The organism is Rufibacter sp. LB8 (assembly GCF_014876185.1).
GTDB lineage: Bacteria > Bacteroidota > Bacteroidia > Cytophagales > Hymenobacteraceae > Nibribacter.
On sequence record NZ_JADALJ010000001.1, the window covers coordinates 289515 to 310481 of the forward strand.

A 20967-nucleotide genomic window follows, 5' to 3' on the forward strand; every position below is an offset into this window, starting at 1 on the left:
AGTTCGTGCTTAAGCAATGCGGGCTAGTTCCTGCTGCTGTAATTTCTCCAGTTCTGCAGCCACGGTTTGTTCCAGGCCGGGCACCTGGGTTAAGTCCATGTCCCAGAAGTCCTGGTTGGTCAACACGGCCTTCACGGTATCGGCGGCTGAGTTTTTCTGCCAGGCGTTTTTGAAGAACTCCAACACTTCGGGGGTGTCATTGAGGGCAATCTGCTCGCCGTTGGTTTCGCCTTTGTAGAACAGAATCATTGCGGCCAGAGAGGTAAGCAAGCGCTGCGGCAACTGGTCTTTTCTTTTCTGGTATTCCAGCACAGACGGCAGCACGCGCACTTTGTATTTAGACACCGAGTTCAAGGCAATGGAAATCAATTCATGCTTAATGAACGGGTTCTGGAAACGCTCTATCACATCATTCGCGAACTGGTTTAGTTCTTCCGCAGATAAATCAAGGGTGGGAATGATTTCCTCAAAAATGGCTTCCTTGATGAACGTGCCGGCAATTTCATCTTCCACGGCGTCACGCACGGTGCGCAGGCCCTGCAAGTAGGCCACCGGTACCAACGCGGTGTGCGCGCCGTTCAGGATTCTTACTTTGCGGGTGCGGTACGGCGTTAAATCATCCACAAATTTCACCTGCAGATCTGCCTGGTCTGTGGGGAACGCGGCGGCCACTGAGGCAGGCGCTTCAATCACCCATAAATGGAACGGCTCTGCCTTAACCACCAGGTTATCTTCAAAACCAATTTTCCCCTGAATCTCAGCGATGGTGTCTTTGGGGAAGCCCGGCACAATGCGGTCTACCAGCGTGTTGCAGAAAATGGTGTCCTGTTCAATCCAGGTGGTGAATTCCTGCGGCAGGTTCCAGTGTTTTGCGAATTGCAATACTGTGGTTCTTAGGTTTTCGCCGTTTTTCTCAATCAGTTCACACGGAATAATGGTCAGGGCTTTGTCTTTGGCGCCGTTGAACGTCTGGAACCGGCGGTACAGCAAGGCGGTTAGTTTACCCGGAAAGCTACCGGGCGTGGTATCTAAGCTAGCGTCAGCGGGTTCAAAGCAGATGCCAGCCTCGGTGGTGTTGGAGATGATGAATTCCAGGTCTGGGTTTTCGCCCTGGCGCAGGTAAAATTCATAGTCAGCGTAAGGCGAATGGGCATGCGCCACGCAGGTGATCAGGCGTGTTTCCTGAGTAGCCTGCCCGCCCTGAATGCCTTCCAGTTGCACATGGTACAGGCCGTCTTGCTGGTTCACCAAATGGTAAATGCCTTTGTCAAGGGGCTGCACAATCTCCACGTTGCCGTTGAAATCGGTTTTCTCGTTCAGGATGTCAATGATCCAGTCTACAAAGCCCCGCAGAAAGTTGCCTTCCCCAAACTGAAGTACTTTGATGGGGCGCTCTGTGGTGATTCCGGCGGTGGTTCTATTCAATGGCTGCATATGCGAGTGGGTGTTTTTTCTGAGGTGATGTTAATGGGCTGTATTCCTGTTTTCGGGCTCATTTCTGAAAATGAGCCCGAAAACAGGAATTAGAAATCTATCTGTGAATGTTGCGCTGGTTCTTTGACAAGGGCTTTACCTGCTTTGAGCGAGGAGCCTCTGATAATAAGCTCCGGTTTGAGGACCGTTTTCTGGGGAACCAGTTTCTTGTCGGGCCCGCTTTTGAAATTCTCGAAGAAAAGTTCGGCGGTAATCCGGCCCATGGTCAAACTGAATTGGTCCACGGTGGTGAGGGCGGGGTCAGAAAACGAGGTGAACGGTTCATTCCCGAAGCCGGCCAGGGCAATCTCCTGCGGTACTTTGATGTGGCGTTCTTTGAGCACCTGCAAGGCTCCCATGGCGCCGTAATCACTGGCTGAGAACACGGCATCTGGGATATTTTTCAGCTCCAACAATTGTTCCATGCTGCTGCGGCCGTCTTCCAGCTGCAGGTTACTTTTGATAACCAGGGCTTCGTCAAAAGGGATTTCATAGTCGCGCAGGGCATCCATGTACCCCCGCAGACGTTCCTTGAAAACGCTTACTTTTTTGGGGCTGGTGAAATGCGCAATGCGGCGGCAACCTTGCCCAATGAGATGCTCCACCACTTTGTAAGCACCCAAATAATCGTCAATCATGACCTGGCTCACTTCCAACGCATCAGTGGTTCTGTCAAACAACACCAACGGAATGCCTTTCTCTTGCGGACGCTTGAAGTGGTCAAAGTTCTCGGTGTTCTTGCCAATGGAGGCGATGATGCCGTCCACGCGGGCGCTCAACAGGGCGTCTACCGTCTGCACCTCTTTTTCATAGTTGTCATACGACTGGCAGATGATCACTTTATAGTTGAGTTTGTTGGCGATTTCCTCAATACCCCGCACCACCGACGCGAAAAACGCCCGGTCGGCGGTAGGCACAATGATCCCTATGATATAGCTTTTTCCGTTCCGGAGGGCTGCGGCAATGTTGTTGGGCTGGTAGTTCAGCTGCTTGGCCGCTTTCAAGACCAGTTTTTTGGTTACTTCACTGATTCTGGGGTTGTCATTTAACGCCCGGGAAACCGTGGAAGCGGTAATGTTGAGCTTTTCAGCTATATCATGAATAGTTACCTTCGGTTTGGTTGCCATAGGAGCAGAGTCAAGGTGTTTTTCTTTTAATTGGGAGTATTATTCGTTACTAGGTTTCCCAATAGTAGCCAAAATTCCACCGTCTACATATATAATCTGGCCATTCACGAAGTCGCTGGCCTTACTTGCTAAAAATACCGTGGTGCCGCCCAGATCTTCGGGGTTTCCCCAGCGCCCGGCCGGCGTACGGCTGATGATGAACTCATTGAACGGATGACCGTCTACCCTGATGGGAGCCGTCTGGTCCGTGGCGAAATAGCCAGGGCCAATGCCGTTGACCTGCACGTTGTGCTTCGCCCATTCAGTGGCCAGGTTCTTGGTCAGCATTTTGAGACCTCCTTTGGCGGCGGCGTAGGCAGAAACCGTGTCGCGGCCCAGTTCAGACATCATGGAGCAGATATTGATGATTTTGCCCGCTTTGCGCGCCACCATGAATTTGCCCACGGTTTTGGCCATGATGAAAGGTCCGGTCAAATCCACGTCCAGGACTTTCCTGAAATCGGCCACGGCCATTTCCAGCGCGGGCGTGCGTTGTATCATGCCGGCGTTGTTGATTAAGATGGCAATGGGGCCCACTTCGTTTTCAATGCGCTGCACGTTTTCTATGGCTGCTTCCTCGTCGGTCACGTCAAACAGATAGCCCTTCACCTTCAGGCCTTCAACCGCATACTGGGCCAGGGCTTTTTCCATTTTGGCGGGCGTATTGCCATTCACCACCACCGTGGCGCCTGCTTTGCCCAACGCCGTGGCCATGGCCATGCCCAGACCGTGCGTGGCACCGGTGACTAAGGCTACTTTCCCTGATAAGTCAAATAAGTTCAGCATGCGTTCTTACTTAAGGTCCGTGATGGGGAATTTGTCCATGTCATTGTAGTCCAGGTTTTCGCCGGCCATGCCCCAGATAAAGGTGTAGCTAGACGTGCCCGCACCTGAATGGATTGACCAGGGTGGCGACAGGACCGCTTCATTGTTCTTCACCCAGATGTGGCGTGTCTCCTGCGGTTCGCCTAAGAAATGGCTCACTACCTGGTCTTCGGGTAATTCAAAGTAGAAATACGCCTCCATGCGGCGGTCATGCACGTGGGCGGGCATGGTATTCCAGACGCTGCCGGCTTTCAGTTCGGTCACGCCCATCTGCAGCTGGCACGTCTCCACCACGGAGTTGATGAGTACTTTCCGGATGGTGCGGTGGTTGGAGTTTTCCAGGGAGCCCAGTTCCACGGTTTCGGCTTCAGCCAGTGTGACTTTTTTGGTAGGGTAGGCGTGGTGGGCCGGGGCCGAATTGAAATAGAATTTGGCTTCGCCGTTTTTGGCCGGGTGAAAAATTACCTCTTTCACGCCTTTGCCCACATAAAGAGCTTCTTTGGTTGCCAGAGTAAATGTCTCGCCTTCTACGGTTACGCTAGCCTCATGCCCTACGTTGATGATGCCCAGTTCGCGGCGGTCCAAAAAGTTCTCAGACCGCAGGGTTGGGAAAGTCTCCAGTTGAACCGGGCCACCTACCGGGTTAACACCACCTACAATCAGGCGGTCATATAAGGTATAGGTTGCTTGTACCGTGCCGGGCACAAACAGATTCTCTATCAGAAAATGCTCCCGCAGTTTGGCGGTGTCATACCCTTTAAAATCTAAGGGGTGAACGGCGTGCCGCGTGGTAGAATGAACAGGCATAAAGGTAATGTTTTGGGTGTAATCGTTTGCGCAAATTACAAATTTATCAATCCATTCGCGTACTAAGAGGTATAAAAAAATAGACTAACCCCACTTAGCGCTTTGGTTTGATACTGCTAACTTAATTAAAATTTGTTAATAGAAACCTATTTGAGGCGCGTTATTTAGAAAATCGTTAAAAATCTGCCGATTTATTTTGCGAAAGAAACCAAATAGTAGTAAATATGCAATCGGTTGCGCAGATTATACCGCAATCGCTGTTCTTGCCCTACGACTCACCAAATTATCAAAAACAAAATTTTACTTATGCGACAAGTAATACTTAATAAGAGCCGATGTTTGCTGGTGCTTGCTTTTTTCTTCGCTTCGGTGCTGGGGGCCTACGCCCAGGCTGTGACGGTAACCGGTAAGGTGACCGACGGGAAAAAAGAAGGATTGCCAGGGGTGACCGTCCTGTTAAAAGGCACCACCACGGCCAACGCCACCGACGTGGATGGCAATTATTCTCTTACCCTTCCCAACGGCACCGGTACTTTGGTGTTCTCTTACATTGGCTTTGTGTCGCAGGATGTTCCTGTAAACGGTAGAACCACCATCAACGTCACCTTGGCCAGTGATGCCAAGCTGATAGATGAAGTAGTGGTGGTTGGTTACCAGACGGTGACCAGAAAAGAATTGACCAGCTCTGTTTCCTCTGTGAACGCCAAGCAACTGCAGGATATTCCGGTGAGTACGGCCGCAGAAGCGCTGGCCGGTAGACTGGCCGGGGTGCAGGTAAATACCTCAGAAGGCCAGCCGGGTGCGGAGATTACTATTAGAGTACGGGGTGGTAACTCCATTACCCAAAGCAACGAGCCGCTTTATATAGTAGACGGAATTCAGGTGGAGAATGCCTTGTCGTTTCTTTCGCCCCAGGAGATACAAACCATAGATGTGTTGAAAGACGCAGCCTCTACTGCAATTTATGGTGCCAGAGGTTCTAACGGGGTGATTGTAATTACTACCAAAGGTGGGAAAGAGATGCCCACGCAGGTAACCTACAATGGTTTTGCCGGTGTGCGCCAGATTGTAAATAAGCTGGATGTGATGAACCCGTATGACTTTGTGCAATACCAGTACCAAGTGTATAACTACAACCAGAATGAAGAGGTTCGGAACAGCTTTAGAGACCGTTACGGTCGTTATGAAGACCTTGATATTTATAGGAACATGCCTACCACTAACTGGCAAGACGAGGTGTTTGGGCGGGCAGCGTTCAGCCAGACACACGTGGTGGCGGTAACAGGCGGAACGAAAGCTACTTCCTTCAACTTTACCTTGAACCACGCCGATGAAGAAGGCATTATGATCAATTCAGGGAATGTGCGCACCTTGGCTTCCCTCAAATTTGACCATAAAGTAAATGATGTGTTAAAAGTGGGTTTCACTTCACGGTACAGCCGCCAGGTTATTGAAGGGGTTGGTACTTCCAATACTGGTACCAGCGGGAATAACCGTCTACGCAACTCCGTTAGGTTCCGCCCTTTTGTGGCGCCTGGTTTTGAAGACCAAGTAGATGAATTTGACCCTGCTTATTTTGAATTGACCAACCTGACCAGTCCCGTTTTACTAGCTAACCAGGAAGTGCGGTTTGACAGACGGAATGATATCATTTTTAACGGTTATGCAAGCATTGATCCTATCAAGAACCTTAGCTTTAAAACAGTTTTTGGTATCAATGCGACAGACCGTAACCGGCAGGAATTTGCAGGGGTGGTAACCAGTATTGCCCGCCAGAACAATGCCCAGCCAGTGGTAACGTTGAACAGCGGTCAGCAATACACCATTACCAATTCAAATACGCTCAGCTACAAAACTAAATTTGGGGAAGATCACAGCGTCAACGCCTTGATAGGTCAGGAAATCTGGATGCGCGATAACCAAACCGAAGGAATGCAAGTGCGTTGGTTGCCAGCTGACATTACACCAGATCAAGCGTTCGCTGGTATTCAAAAGGCCACCCCGCCAGCAGGTTTGATTCAGAGCCCCGCCACCACCAGTGAATACGGTGAAACCTTGTTTTCCTTGTTTGGTACCGTTGGCTATAACTACAAAGAGAAATACCGCGCCAATTTTGCCATTAGACGTGATGCTTCTTCGTTGTTTGCCCCTGAAGAGCGGGTAGGTTACTTTCCAACCATGTCCTTGGCGTGGCACATTGCAGATGAGCCTTTCATGGAAGGAACCAAAGATTGGCTGAATGACTTGAAGGTGCGCTTCGGATTTGGAGCAGTAGGGAATAACCGCATTGAAGCTGACCAATGGAGATCTGTGTTTGGAGCAAGATCAGAAGAAGGATATGCTTATACAGAAGCGGTGACCCCCGGCTTTTATCCGCTTGCCTTGGCTAACAGAAGACTAAAATGGGAAACCACGATTTCTAAAAACCTAGCCCTTGACTTCACCATTTTGAACAGCCGTTTGAATGGTAGCATTGACTTTTACGAGAACAACACCAGCGACTTGCTATTAAATGCCCAAATCCCGCAGACCAGCGGGTATACTACCCAGTTGCAAAACATTGGGGAAACCAGAAACAGAGGGGTTGAATTGCAATTGGATGGAGTGATAATGGACAAAGGCGACTTCACTTGGAATGCCAACTTTAACATTACCACCCAGCAGAACAAGATTGTTAGCCTTGGCTTTGACACCCAGAACCAGCCGTTGAAATCTTATACTGTTTCTTCAGGTTGGATCACTGGTACTTACCAAGATTTCTTGGTAGAAGTAGGCTCTCCGGTAGGTCAGTATTATGGCTATGTCACTGATGGGTATTATAGGTTGGAGGATTTCAATGCCACCTTCAACGCTACTACCAACGCCTGGACCTACGTATTGAAAGAAGGAATTGCCAACAGCCAAGCCATTGCCTTGGGTAACAGAGCGCCGCAACCAGGTGACTTGAAATTGAAAGACCTCACCCCAGACAACGGGTCAAATGTGATTGGCTTAGAAGACCGGACAGTGCTGGGCAATAATCAACCTAAATTCTTTGGTGGGTTCAACCAGCAGTTTACTTATAAGGGCTTTGACATGAGCTTGTTCCTGAACTTCTCTTACGGGGCAAAAGTGTACAATGCCAATAAGATTGAGTTCACCACCCTGTATGAGCAAAAAGACAACAACATGCTCACCTTAATGAATGACCGCTGGAAATGGTATGATGATAACGGTTTGTTAGTGACAGACCCTACCCAATTGGCGGCCATGAACCAGAACACCAAGTACTGGACACCTCCAAGAGGGCAGTCTTTCTTGCATTCCTTCGCCATTGAAGATGGTTCTTTCCTGCGCATCTCTAACCTGACCATTGGTTATTCCTTGCCAGAGGCATTCTTGAAGAAGACCCGCGTGATTTCTAAATTTAGAGTGTATGCTACTGTTAACAATTTGGCCACCATTACTGGTTACACTGGGTATGACCCAGAGGCAAGCACCAGACGCAATGCCCTCACACCTGGGGTTGATTATGCAGCCTATCCTAGAAGCCGGTATGTATTGGGTGGTGTAAATGTTACTTTCTAATCTGAAATTTATTTAGCGATGAATACTAAATATAAAAAGTTTATTGTGATGACAACTGCTTTGGCAGGGGTCATGACCTTCACAGCTTGTGAAGATTTCCTAACTGTAGAAAACGACTCCGTGCTATCGCAAGATGCGGTGTTTTCTAGTTTGTCTTATACTAACTCTGCCTTAACGGGGGTCTATAACCAACTTCCGGGTGACAACGGTTATGGAAGCCGTATTTCTACGCTGTATCCCAATGCCGCTGATGACTTCAGAATTAGCGGTGACCACAGTGCCACAGGCCGCCAAGGCATTGCCCACTATGGAGTAGCACCGGGCAACCAAGAATTGGTAGAGCCTTTCAACCAATTATACAGAGGTATTGAAAGAGCCAATATTGCTATAAAGAACATTCCGTTATCAGCGGTATACACCAGCGGTTCTGCGGCTGACCAAGCCACTATGAGGAAGTATTTAGGTGAAGCCCTAACCTTGAGAGCCCAATTCTATTATGAACTTGTGCGTAACTGGGGAGATGTTCCTGCTCAGTTCCAACCTTCCTCAGATATCCCAGATTTGTTTATTTCTAAAACAAATCAAGATGAAATCTATGACCGCCTGTTGGCAGATTTAGCCATCGCTTCTGAACTGGTTCCTTGGAGAACAGAGTCAGGTGATCCTACTACGCGTGTGACCAAAGCAGCGGTGAAAGGTCTTCGGGCCCGCATTGCTTTGGCAAGAGGCGGTTATGCTTTGCGCAGAGAACCAGGCCAAGTAATGGGACAGATGAAACGCACCGCCGATTACTTAACCTATTATGAAATTGCCCGCAAAGAGACAAGAGACATTATTCAAAGGGCTGAAAACGGATTGAACCCCAGCTACGAGAATGTATTCCGCAGTTTACATGGTGTCTCTAGACAAGATCCAACCAATGAATTAATTTGGGAAGTAGGTGCTTTTGGTGGTACTGCCCGCACAGATACTAAATTAGGCTATGCCAACGGCCCAAGAATTACCCAAGCCAACCAAACCTATGGGCAAGCCAATGGATTGATTGAGGCAGTACCCACCTACTTCTATGAATTTGACTCAATTGGGGATTCTAGGAGAGATGTTACGCTAGCATATCTGTCTGTTGAAACAAATAACAACAAAACACTGACCACAGCCATGGTTATGCGCGAAGGAAAGTTCAGAAAGTACTGGACCACCATTGCAGGTACTAACCAGACTTTGGGTATTAACTGGCCGCTTCTTAGGTATGCAGATATTCTATTAATGTTTGCTGAAGCTGAAAATGAATTGTCAGGCGCATCAGCAGATGCCATCTCAGCTTTGGAAGCTGTGAAAAAGAGAGCGTTCTATGATCAGCATGAAAGCAGAATACCAGTGACGCCAACCGATAAACTAGGCTTCTTTAACGCTATTGTAAAAGAACGTTTGTTAGAGTTTGGGGGTGAAGGGATTAGAAAGTATGATTTGTACCGGTGGAATAAAATTGGATCCATGATTACTGAAACCAGAGCTAAAATGAAGGATATGATGGGGCGCACTGGTCGGTATGCGAATGTGCCACAGTATGTGTATTTCAGACCGAACGTCTTGTTAGGGCGCGGTGCAACTGCCCAGCAGGAGGCCCTGGACTTTGCCTTGCTAGATGAAATTTCTGGTACTGGTGAACCCATCATTGGGAATGTGAACAAAGTCATGTATGAGCCTTCACCCACTACCGCAGATGTCACAGGTTTCACCAGAGTGAACTGGGCACAGGTCATTACAGAGGCACATTATGATCCTTCGGCGGTCAATGGTGCTCTAAGAGCGTTCGCCAGCCAGTATGTGCCAAATAAATCAGAGGTTTTCCCAATTCCTACGGCGGCGTTGAACTCAAATTTCAGACTTAAACAAGACTACGGACATTAAGACTGGGGTTGACGCTATTAATCAGATAAAGACATGAAAACAATACAATCTAAGTTTTTCAAGGTATTCTATCCGGCACTTGTCTTGATGGTGTTTGGTCTGGCATCTTCTTGTAAGGAAGATGAAGAAGATTTAGCGCCCATGCGCATGTTCCAGCCAGGAGGAGCCATCTCAGCTTCCAGTGGGGAGTCTTCTGTACGCCTTAGCTGGAAGACACCGGCCAACACAGTTGCCGGTAATGTGACTTATACTGTGGAAGTGGCCAAAGACACACTCTTTCAAACACCGGTGGTTTTCACCGGTACCACAGACACCACTTCTATTGTGATCACTGATGATCAGATCACAGTGAAGGAAACCTATTTTGCGCGAATAAAAACCAATGGCTCAGACGCTTCTGGCGGCGAGTCAAAATGGTTAACCAGCAACCGGTTCAGCATAAGAGGGGCGCAATTATTTATTGACAATCCGGTAAAAGTGGAAGACATCACAGACAGAGGCGTTCGGTTGCGGTTTATAGGCAGAGCAGAGTTAACCAAAGTTGTTTTGACGCCTACCAGCGGTGCGGCCATTGAAGTTCTCCTGACAGACGCAGACAAAGCAGCGGGCTTTGTATTGGTAGATAACTTGGTTTCTGGCTTAAACTACCAGGCAGAGATTTTTGCAGGCACCAGAGGGCGCGGCAATACTTCCTTTAGAACCAAAGAACCGCTGTTGGGTATCATCATTGATTTGCGGGGAATTACCAATAACCCAGAAATCTTAAAAGACACGTTGCCAGATATTCCCAACGGAAGTACAGTGGTGTTGAAACGCGGACTTACTTACAATGTCTCATCAACTATTCTCTTAGATAAGTCTGTGACCATTATAAGTGGTTCTGATCTAACAGAGCAGAGTCTGGCAACTATTTACTTTACCAGTAACTTCAACACAGTGGCTGGTTCAAATATTGACTATCTTGTTTTTAAAGATGTGAACATGTATAGCAATGATGCTACCGGAAGGTATGTCTTTAACATCAACGCGGCTTCTACTATCAACACCATGACGTTTGACAACGTACGGGCAAGCATGTTCAGAGGCATTGTAAGATTGCAGTCACAGCCTACCACCATCACAGATTTTACTATAACCAACAGTATTCTGGACAGTTTGGGTAGCTACGGCGTGATTAACGTAGATGTAGTGACCAGTAAAGTAGAAAATATTGTCATCTCAAACACTACCATTTACAAGGCAGAGAAGGTGATATCTAGCCGCAATAACTCTACTTCTGTCTTAATTGAAAATGTGACTGTGAATGAGTCTCCCATAGCAACCCAGTACCTAGTAGACTACTCTACCGCGGGCACCAACAATGTGACGAATGGTATCAAGATCAGAAATACCATTCTGGGAATTGGAAAGGGTGGCAGTCTGGCTATAAAAGGAGTTAGGGCTAATACCTCTACTTTGGTGGAAGCGGTAAACAGCTACAGTACGTCAGATTATGTATTGACTCCCACCAGCGGTTTTGCCATACCAGGCTTAATTGCATACCCCAAAACCTCCTTGGAATTATGGCAAGATCCTAAAAACGGAAACTTCCGGTTTAAAGACGCCAGCTTCCCGGGCAAGGCCACGGCTGGAGACCCTAGATGGAGATAAGTAGTTGATGTATAAGAAAGGTGCCGCCAGCCATGGCGGTACCTGTTCTTTTTAAAGTAATCATCCCCCGCATGAAAAAATTCCGTTCTATTTCCTTTCTCACTGCATTGGTGTCTTTGTCTTTATTTACCAAATGCAAAGGATCAAGTGACGAACCTAACCCTGAGCAGAAACCAGAAACGCCCACGGCAGTGTCAGAAACGGCCGTGGCTTTTCCGGGGGCGGAAGGGTTTGGAAAGGATGCTACCGGAGGAAGGGGAGGAGCCGTAGTCTACGTGACTAACCTGAATGACAGCGGGGCCGGAAGCCTGCGCGAAGCCATTAACAGAACCGGTGCGCGCATTATCTTATTTAAAGTGTCAGGTACCATCGGTTTGAATTCTGAGCTTAAAATCAATAATGGGAATGTAACCATTGCGGGGCAAACGGCTCCCGGTGACGGCATCACCCTCAAGAATTACCCTGTGTCAGTAAACGCAGATAACGTTATCATTCGGTTTCTTAGATTCAGGATGGGAGACGGAGCGGCGCAGGAAGGAGATGCCCTGGGCGGGAGATTCCGAAAAAACATCATTGTGGACCATTGCTCCATGAGTTGGTCCACAGATGAATGCGTGTCTTTTTACGCCAATGAGAATTTCACTTTGCAGTGGAGCATCATTTCTGAAAGCCTTCGGAATTCTGTGCATGCCAAAGAAGCCCATGGCTATGGCGGCATCTGGGGTGGGAAATTCGCGTCTTTCCATCATAACCTGATGGCGCACCATGACAGCCGAAACCCACGCTTCGGAGAAGAGGCCGGCAAAGCCTATGCCTTGACAGATTTGGTAGACATGCGCAACAACGTTATCTACAACTGGGGCAACAACAGCACCTATGGCGGCGAAGCCATGAACATCAACATCATCAACAATTATTACAAGCCAGGGCCTGCCTCCATTAAACCTGACCGGATTTTCTCTCCAGACAAAAACAAGAACGTTGGCACGGAAGTGTATGACATGTGGGGCAAGTTTTACATTGCAGGCAACATTGTAGATGGACGCACAAATCCCACTTCTGACAATTGGACGTATGGCGTTTTAAACCAGTTCCATGGCAGCTATGGCACGGTGTCTGCAGCAGACAAAGCCAATATGAGATTAGCCAGCCCCCATACCAAGGGAGATCCTAACAACTTTGTTACCACACATTCGGCGCAAGACGCTTATACCCAGGTGCTGGCGTGGGCAGGTGCTTCTTTGAAACGTGATGCCGTTGATACCAGGGTAATTGGAAACGTGCAACAGAAATCGTTCACGGCGCCAGGTTCAAAAGGTAGCACAAACGGCATTATTGACTCGCAGCAAGACGTGGGCGGGTGGCCAGAATTAGCCTCTTTACCGGCACCGGTAGACACCGACAATGACGGCATGCCAGATGAATGGGAAGTCGCTCAAAAGCTTGACCCCAAAGTGGCCCAGCCCAACGGCAAGCACCTGAGCACTGGCTATGACAACGTGGAAGTGTACATCAACAGTCTGGTGAAACACATTACCCAAGGTCAGAAATAAGGTGGGCGATTGATGTTTTTTAGTTGAAAGTCTGTTTTTGGCTTCATTTCTGGAAATGAAGCCAAAAACGAACCTGAAAGAACGTAGTGGTTTTAAGCCGCTAAGAACTTAGTTGAAGAAGATTAAAAGATGAAAAAATATACTTGCAATTCACTTTGTGCCTTTTTGCTGCTAATGCTTTTCATAGTTGCCTGCGCGCCATCTAAAGAAATGACCGGCTCTTTTGAGAAGGCGTTTCAGGTACAGGTGAAAAACCCCTTGAACAGAGCGCGCGAAGCCGTGTTTGTGTTGGTGCCGGAAAGTGAACTGCGTAGAAACCAAAACGCCTTCAATGCCCAAGCCTTCGCGGTGTTTGACGGCGCTACTGAAATCCCGAGCCAGTACAACGGCAAAGATGCCGAGAACACAGGCATAGCGCTGGTGCTGGACCAGATGGCGGCCGGGGAGACCAAAACCCTGACCATCCGGTACAATTCATCGGGTGCTATTGCCAACAACTACCCCAAACGTACGCAAGCGGAACTGTCTAAAAAAGTAGGCGGCCGCTGGGAAAACCGCAAATACATTGGCGGCGATTTCCAGAACATTGATTCCTTGCGCGTTCCTTCTGAGTTGACAGACCATTCGTATTACCTGCGCTATGAAGGGCCGGGCTGGGAATCTGACAAAGTGGGCTATCGCTTTTACCTGGACTGGCGCAATGCAGTAGATGCCTTCGGTAAGACGACGCCGGAAATGGTGCTGCAGAAAGTTGGGCTGGACGGCTATGACTCTTACCATAAACAACAAGACTGGGGCATGGATGTGCTCAAAGTAGGAAAGGCATTGGGCGTGGGCAGTTTGGCCATCTTTGACCAGGGCAAAGCCGTACGGGTAGAGAAAACGGACAGTACCTACAGCAAAATTCCGCAGAACGGACCGGTGTATTCTTCTATCCAAACAGATTATTACGGCTGGCAATTAGCTGGTTTGAAACTGAATGTGCAGTCGCAGTTGAGCATTCATGCCGGCACGCGCCTGACCCACCACCAACTGAGAATCACGGACGGTACGCCGCAGAACATTGCCACCGGCCTCACCAAAGATAAAAACGCCAACATGGTGTCAGATAAAGGCGAAGCAGGCAAACGCTTCGGCTACCTGGCTACGTACGGCGCACAGAGCCTGAACACACCGCCTGACAACATCGGCATAGCCGTTTTATTTGACCCGGCAGATTTCATTGCTTTCTCTGACCAGGATCCCTTGAGCCACGTGGTGCAATTAAAGCCGAAGAACGGGCGCGCCCACTATTACTTCCTGGCAGCTTGGGAAAAAGAGGGCATTGGCATCAAGACCGAGCAGGAGTTCAAAGACTACCTTGCCAGAACCGCAGAGGAACTTGCCAACCCGGTGCAGGTGAACGTGACTAGATAATTTTTAATTGGGCGCTGAGTTTCAAATGGAACAGAACGCAGACCTCCAAAACTTTCCATTTCCGTTTTTGGCTCCGTTTCTGGAAATGAAGCCAAAAACGGAAAAGACAAAATACAAACCATGGCCACCAATCATAAGTTGATATTTTTGGGCCTCGCCCTACAGGTTACCAGTCTCAGCAGCTGTGCCCAGAAGGCTAGCCAAACATCCAGCACTGCCACGGTGGTAGTGGAGGAAAATGTGGCATTCCCGGGGGCCGAAGGTTTCGGGAAGAACACCACCGGCGGCAGGGGCGGACAGGTGCTGATTGTCTCCAACCTGAACGACAACGGCCCGGGCAGTTTGCGTGAAGCCATCCGAAAGAAGGGCCCTAGAATTATAGTGTTTTCGGTGTCTGGGAACATTGCCCTGGAAGCGCCGCTGGATATTAATAATGGTGATGTCACCATTGCCGGTCAATCTGCGCCCGGTGATGGCATCTGCATTCAGAACTACCCCGTGAGCATTAAGGCCGACAACGTGATTGTACGCTACATGCGCTTCAGGCTAGGGGACAAGGCCAATCAACAAGCCGATGCCGTTAGCGGAAACAAAGGCGTGAGCAATATCATTATTGACCATTGCTCCATGGGGTGGGCCACCGATGAAAACGCTTCGTTTTATCGCAACCAGAACTTTACGCTGCAGTGGAGCATCATCTCTGAGAGTTTGAACTCGTCTGTACACGCCAAAGGCGAACACGGTTACGGCGGTATCTGGGGCGGTCGCGGCGCGTCTTTCCACCACAATTTAATCGCTAACCACAACAGTAGAACGCCGCGTTTCAGCGGTTCTTCCACTACGCCCAACCCGCCAGATGAACTGGTAGATTTCACCAACAACGTGATTTACAACTGGGGCCAGAACAACGTGTACGGCGGTGAGAAAGGCCGTTACAACCTGGTGAACAATTACTACAAGGCGGGCGCGGCCACCACGTCTTCCAAGAAAAACCGCATCGTGAATCCCTCGGCACCCTTCGGGAAGTTTTTTTTGGCGGGCAATTATGTTGACGGTTACCCTGAAATCTCCAAAGATAACTGGGCAGGCGGCGTGCAGCCAGACAACAAAGATTCGTTGAACACCTTGAAAATGGCCAAGCCGTTTGCCGTGACTTCCATCAACGTGCAGGAGCCGCAAGCCGCGTTTGAGGCCGTATTACAACACGCCGGAGCCAGCCTGAAAAGAGACGCCGCAGACGCACGCGTGGTGGCCGAAGTGAGAGCCGGAAAATCTACCAACGGCAAAAAAGCCAACGGCATTATTGATTCGCAGCAAGATGTGGGCGGCTGGCCCGAGCTGAAGTCGGCGCCGGCACCGGAGGACAAAGACCAGGACGGCATGGCCGATGCCTGGGAGAAAGCTCAGAAACTGAACCCAGCCGATGCCTCTGACGCCGCCGCCAAAACCCTGCACAAACATTACACCAACATAGAAGTGTATTTGAACAGTTTAGTAAAATAGAAAAGCAACCCGCATGAAGTTTCTCCTTGGTTTAAGTCTGGTATTCCTGAGTTTCCTGGGCCACGCCCAGCAGCGAAAGCTGGTGGTGGCACAGGACGGCTCCGGCGACCATAAAACCATAGCGGCAGCCATTGAGGCCATTCCAGCGTTCCCCACGGAGCGCGTGGAAATCCATATCAAGAACGGCACCTACCGTGAGAAACTGGTCATTCCTTCCTGGAAAACCAAGCTTTCTTTCATTGGCGAAGACCGGGAGAAAACCATCATCGTGTTCAATGATTATTCCGGGAAAGGGAACATCAACACGTTCACGTCATACACGGTGCTGGTGCAGGGCAACGAGTTCAGGGCCGAGAATCTCACTTTCCAGAACGATGCCGGTCCGGTGGGCCAGGCGGTGGCCCTGCACGTGGAAGCCGACCGCTGCGTCTTCAAAAACTGCCGCATCATTGGCGACCAGGACACCATTTACGCCGGGGCAGACAACAGCCGCCAGTATTATCTGAACTGCTACATTGAGGGCACCACAGATTTTATCTTCGGGCCGGCCACGGCGGTGTTTGAGAACTGCACCATCCATTGCAAGAAGAACTCTTACATCACGGCCGCCTCCACGCCGCAGAACCAGCCCTTTGGGTTTGTGTTTCTGAACTGCAAGATTACTGCGTCTGAGGCGGCCACCAAAGTCTATCTGGGCAGACCGTGGCGACCCTTCGCGCAGACGGTTTTTTTGAACACAGAATTAGGTGTGTTTATTCGGCCGGAAGGCTGGCACAACTGGAACAAACCAGACGCAGAGAAAACCGCTTTTTACGCCGAATACAAATCAAAAGGCCCCGGCGCCGCAAAAGACGAACGCGTGGCCTGGTCCAAACAACTCAGTAAAAAAGAAGCCAAACGCTACAAACCAGAGAAAGTGCTGGCCGGCCAGGACAATTGGAAACCAGAGAAATAAGTGACATTCCGTTTTCGGGCTCAATTCTGGAAATGGAGCCGAAAACGGAAGTTGAGTAATCCTGCCCAGCGCAGATTTTAAAAGAGCAACATGAAAAACCTGAACCTAATCGCCCTCGCCTTTATACTAATGATTGCTGGGGCCTGCCGCACCAGCCAAAGCACTACCCGCGCTACAACGTCTGCTTCACCAACCGGTAAACCGTACTCCGTCTGGATGGCTGATTCTGAGATGAAGCGTAGCCCGCAAGGCTGGATGATTGATTTCCGGCCGGTGCCCAAATGGGATTACACGCAAGGTTTGTTCGCGAGTGCGCTGGATAGGGTGTATAAGAAGACTAATGACCCAAAGTACCTGACCTACATCAAGGCCTTCGCAGATACCATGATTACTGAGCAGGGCGTGATTAAAACTTACAAGAAGTCAGACTACAACATTGACCGCGTGAACCCTGGTAAATTCCTGATTGAGTTGCACCAGAAAACCGGTCAGCAAAAGTATAAAATTGCTTTGGATGAACTGCGTGACCAGATGCGCACGCACCCCAGAACGTCTGAGGGCGGTTTCTGGCACAAGAAAATCTATCCGCACCAAATGTGGCTGGACGGTCTGTACATGGCCGCGCCGTTTCTGGCGCAGTATGGCGTGACGTATAACGAGCCCTCCATTCATGATGATGTCATCAAGCAATTCGTTTTGGTGGACAAATACACCTGGGATGCCAAGAAAGGCCTGTTTTACCACGGCTGGGACGAAAAACGTGAACAGAAGTGGGCTGATCCCAAAACTGGTTTGTCGCCCAATGTTTGGGGACGGGCCATGGGCTGGTTATCGATGGCTTTGGTAGATGCGCTGGATTACATTCCGCAGAACCATCCGCAGCGCGGAGAGATGTTGCGCATTACTAATAAAATGGCCCAGGCCATAGCCCAGTACCAGGAACCCAAAACCGGACTTTGGTACCAAGTGGTGGACCAAGGCAATAGAGAAGGCAATTACCTGGAAGGTTCGGCCTCCAGCATGTTCACGTATTTCCTGCTTAAGGCCACCAAGAAAGGCTACATTGACCAGAAATATAGGACCAACGCGCGCAAAGGCTACAATGGTTTATTGCAAAACCTAATCAAGGAAAACCCAGACGGTACCATCAGCATTACCAGCGTGTGCGCTGTGGCCGGCTTGGGCGGAACGCCGTACCGTGACGGTTCTTACGAATATTATATCAACGAGGAGAAGCGCGACAATGACCCAAAAGCGGTGTCGCCGTTCATCATGGCGTCATTGGAGATAGAGGAATTAGACAAGGCAGCCGCCAAAAAATAAGGAGGAACCATGCGTGTAAAAGGTTTTTTATTGGGGTTGTTACTGTTTATTTGGGTTTTGCCATCGTTGGCACAAACCTATGATTTCACGGTGGCGAAAGACGGCAGCGGTACTTTCAAAACCGTGCAGGAAGCCATCAACGCCGTGCCGGATTTCCGGAAAAACGTGACTACTATCTTCATCAGAAACGGCGTCTACAAAGAGAAACTGACCTTGCCTGCGTCTAAAACTATGGTGCGCCTGGTAGGCGAGAACGTGCAGAAAACCATTCTCACCTTTGATGATTACGCAGCCAAGAAAAATCGCTTTGGAGAGGAAATGGGCACTACCGGTTCTACCAGCTTCTTTGTGTTTGGGGATGATTTTACGGCGGAAAACATCACGTTTGAGAATTCGTCTGGCCCGGTGGGGCAGGCCGTGGCCGTGCGCATTGACGGCGATAAAGTCACGTTTCTGAATTGTCGGTTTCTGGGTTTCCAGGACACGCTTTATCCGCATGGCGAGAAAAGCCGACAATACTATAAGAACTGTTACATTGAGGGCACTACTGACTTCATCTTCGGGTGGTCAACCGCGGTGTTTGAGAACTGCGAAATCTTCTCCAAGAAAGGCGGCAATTTCATTACGGCGGCTTCTACCATTGAAGGCCAGCCGCATGGTTTTGTCTTTTTGAATTGCAAACTCACCGGTGATGCGCCGGAGAACTCTGTCTACTTAGGAAGACCATGGCGGCCTTTCGCCAAAACCGTTTTCCTCAACACCCAGATGGGCAAGCACATCAAACCCGAAGGCTGGCACAACTGGAACAAACGAGAGGCCGAAAAGCAAGTGCTGTACGCCGAATATAACTCCACCGGGCAGGGCGCTAACAACAAAAAAAGGGTATCCTGGGCAAAGCAACTCACCGAACAGGAAGCGAAAGCCTATACCTTGAAAAGCATCTTCGGGGATTGGGAACCGTTGGCGGTAAAGCCAGCGCCCGCCGCCGGCAAGTAACCATAGCATTTCCGTTTTCGGCTTCATTTTCAGAAATGAGCCCGAAAACGGAAACCCCGGCAGAAATTCTGCCTGGGGAAAAGTAAAGCGTGCGTAAGCAGTAAGAGTATGAAAAGAATAGGACAGCAGTTGATTTTTTTGATAGCCGGTTTCTTGCTGGTAGGTCTGAATTTCAGTCAGGCACAAACACTAGCGTTCCCCGGCGCAGAGGGCTTTGGCAGGTTTACCACCGGCGGCAGGGGCGGAGCGGTCATAGAAGTCACCAACCTCAATGACTCCGGTACGGGCAGTTTCAGGGCGGCAGTCCTGGCCACGGGCGCCAGAACCATTGTGTTTCGGGTGAGTGGCACCATTAAATTACTGTCGGCGCTGAGCATTAGAAACGGCAACCTGACCATTGCCGGCCAAACCGCTCCCGGTGATGGCATCTGCATCAGCAACCAAACCGTGACCGTTGACGCTGACAACGTGATCATCCGGTACATGCGGTTCAGATTAGGCGATGAAGCACAGGTAGACAATGACGCTATCTGGGGCCGTAATAGGCAAAATATCATCTTAGACCACTGTTCTATGAGTTGGTCTGTAGATGAGATTGCCAGTTTTTACCTGAACCGCAACTTCACCATGCAATGGTGTATTCTCAGCGAAAGCCTGTTCCGGAGCGTGCATGACAAAGGCGATCACGGGTACGGCGGTATCTGGGGCGGCGACAAAGCATCATTCCACCACAATCTGCTGGCGCACCACACCAGCCGCAACCCGCGCTTCAACGGCGGTGGTCGGTCGGGCATCAACGGCGGCACGTACCCCAATGAGCACGTGGATTTCCGGAACAACGTGATTTACAACTGGGGTGGCAACAGCGCTTATGGCGGCGAGAACGGCAACTACAACATGGTCAACAACTACTACAAGTTCGGCCCGGCTACGTCTTCTGGCGTACGGTCACGCATTGTGCAGGTGTCTTATGAATCTTTGCAAACCTGGGGGCCGGGCTACGGGAAATTTTATGTGGCGGGCAACTATGTACACAACAACGCGGCTGTCACGGCAGACAATTGGGCCGGTGGCGTGCAGTATGATTCCAGCCTGCCCTCTGCGCAACGCCCTAACGTACGGTTGCAGGCACCTATTGAGTACCACATGGCCACTGACCACACCGCGGTGCAAGCCTATGAAGCCGTATTGGCCCAGGGCGGCGCCAGCCTGAAACGGGATGCCGTAGACACCAGAATAATCAATGAAGTGAGAACGGGCACTGCTACGTATGGCGGGGCATTTGGTGCGAACAGAGGAATTATTGACACGCAAACTTCGGTGGGCGGCTGGCCTACGCTCAATTCGCTGCCCGCGCCCACAGACACTGACAAAGACGGCATGCCAGATGCCTGGGAAAACCAGCAAGGTTTGAATCCCAACTTGGCCACAGACCGAAACCTGAACACCAGTCCAGACGGCTATACCAACTTAGAACTGTACCTCAACAGCCTGGTGGCCGGTACGCTTACCAGCGCCAAAGAAGAGCAGGAAGCCATTTTGAATACGGTGTATCCTAACCCATTTGCGGGCAGCACCACCATTGCGTTCACCGTAAACCATAAAAGCCTGGTAAAACTCACCATCTCAGATGTAACCGGAAAAGAGATTGCCGTCCTTAAAAACGAAATAACAACTCCCGGCAGCCACCAGGTTCTCTGGAACGGTACCAACGACCAGGGCGCTACCTTGCCCGCCGGTCTGTATTTTTACAGATTGCAGGTAGGCCAAGACCAGGTAGTGAAAAGAGTAGCCTTGCTGCGCGAATAAAAATCCAGTATTT

Annotated in this window: 14 protein-coding genes; 10 read left to right on the plus strand and 4 right to left on the minus strand. The window is 49.8% G+C overall.

Features of this window, described 5'->3' with window-relative positions; translation table 11 throughout:
• Positions 1-9 precede the first annotated feature (9 nt).
• The 4 genes from IMY23_RS01195 to kduI form a co-directional block, all read right to left on the minus strand.
• Entirely contained in the window at positions 10-1434 is a 1425-nt protein-coding gene (locus tag IMY23_RS01195; protein WP_192820316.1) for a tagaturonate reductase, read from the minus strand.
• 89 nt (positions 1435-1523) lie between these two features.
• Entirely contained in the window at positions 1524-2600 is a 1077-nt protein-coding gene (locus IMY23_RS01200) for a LacI family DNA-binding transcriptional regulator (RefSeq protein ID WP_192820317.1), read from the minus strand.
• Positions 2601-2639: 39 nt separating this feature from the next.
• Positions 2640-3425 carry a gluconate 5-dehydrogenase gene (locus tag IMY23_RS01205; RefSeq protein WP_192820319.1) on the minus strand — a complete coding sequence of 262 codons (786 nt, stop codon included), beginning with the start codon at positions 3423-3425 and terminating at the stop codon, positions 2640-2642.
• Between the two features lie 6 nt (positions 3426-3431).
• Positions 3432-4271 (minus strand): 5-dehydro-4-deoxy-D-glucuronate isomerase, encoded by an 840-nt coding sequence (kduI, locus tag IMY23_RS01210; protein ID WP_192820320.1) that lies wholly within the window; start codon positions 4269-4271, stop codon positions 3432-3434.
• 306 nt (positions 4272-4577) lie between these two features.
• Between kduI and IMY23_RS01215 the strand changes: the two genes are divergently transcribed.
• The 10 genes from IMY23_RS01215 to IMY23_RS01260 all read left to right on the plus strand — a co-directional run bounded on the left by IMY23_RS01215 (position 4578) and on the right by IMY23_RS01260 (position 20954).
• Positions 4578-7838, plus strand: coding sequence for a TonB-dependent receptor (locus IMY23_RS01215; RefSeq protein WP_192820322.1), 3261 nt, complete (start codon positions 4578-4580; stop codon positions 7836-7838).
• A gap of 18 nt (positions 7839-7856) precedes the next feature.
• The gene (locus IMY23_RS01220; RefSeq protein ID WP_192820324.1) at positions 7857-9749 is read left to right on the plus strand and encodes a RagB/SusD family nutrient uptake outer membrane protein; all 1893 of its coding nucleotides are present in this window, start codon (positions 7857-7859) and stop codon (positions 9747-9749) included.
• Between the two features lie 33 nt (positions 9750-9782).
• A complete protein-coding gene (locus IMY23_RS01225; protein WP_192820325.1) occupies positions 9783-11399 on the plus strand; it encodes a DUF5123 domain-containing protein in 1617 nt (538 codons plus the stop codon).
• Positions 11400-11470: 71 nt separating this feature from the next.
• On the plus strand, positions 11471-12952 hold the full coding sequence (locus IMY23_RS01230) for a pectate lyase (protein ID WP_192820327.1): 1482 nt from the start codon (positions 11471-11473) through the stop codon (positions 12950-12952).
• Positions 12953-13126: 174 nt separating this feature from the next.
• Positions 13127-14368 carry a DUF4861 domain-containing protein gene (locus IMY23_RS01235; RefSeq protein WP_225986368.1) on the plus strand — a complete coding sequence of 414 codons (1242 nt, stop codon included), beginning with the start codon at positions 13127-13129 and terminating at the stop codon, positions 14366-14368.
• Between the two features lie 120 nt (positions 14369-14488).
• The gene (locus IMY23_RS01240) at positions 14489-15871 is read left to right on the plus strand and encodes a polysaccharide lyase family 1 protein (RefSeq protein WP_192820331.1); all 1383 of its coding nucleotides are present in this window, start codon (positions 14489-14491) and stop codon (positions 15869-15871) included.
• Between the two features lie 13 nt (positions 15872-15884).
• A complete protein-coding gene (locus IMY23_RS01245; protein ID WP_192820332.1) occupies positions 15885-16826 on the plus strand; it encodes a pectinesterase family protein in 942 nt (313 codons plus the stop codon).
• Between the two features lie 90 nt (positions 16827-16916).
• Entirely contained in the window at positions 16917-18149 is a 1233-nt protein-coding gene (locus tag IMY23_RS01250; protein ID WP_192820334.1) for a glycoside hydrolase family 105 protein, read from the plus strand.
• Between the two features lie 9 nt (positions 18150-18158).
• Entirely contained in the window at positions 18159-19145 is a 987-nt protein-coding gene (locus tag IMY23_RS01255) for a pectinesterase family protein (RefSeq protein WP_192820336.1), read from the plus strand.
• Between the two features lie 108 nt (positions 19146-19253).
• A complete protein-coding gene (locus IMY23_RS01260) occupies positions 19254-20954 on the plus strand; it encodes a T9SS type A sorting domain-containing protein (RefSeq protein ID WP_192820338.1) in 1701 nt (566 codons plus the stop codon).
• Positions 20955-20967: the final 13 nt, after the last annotated feature.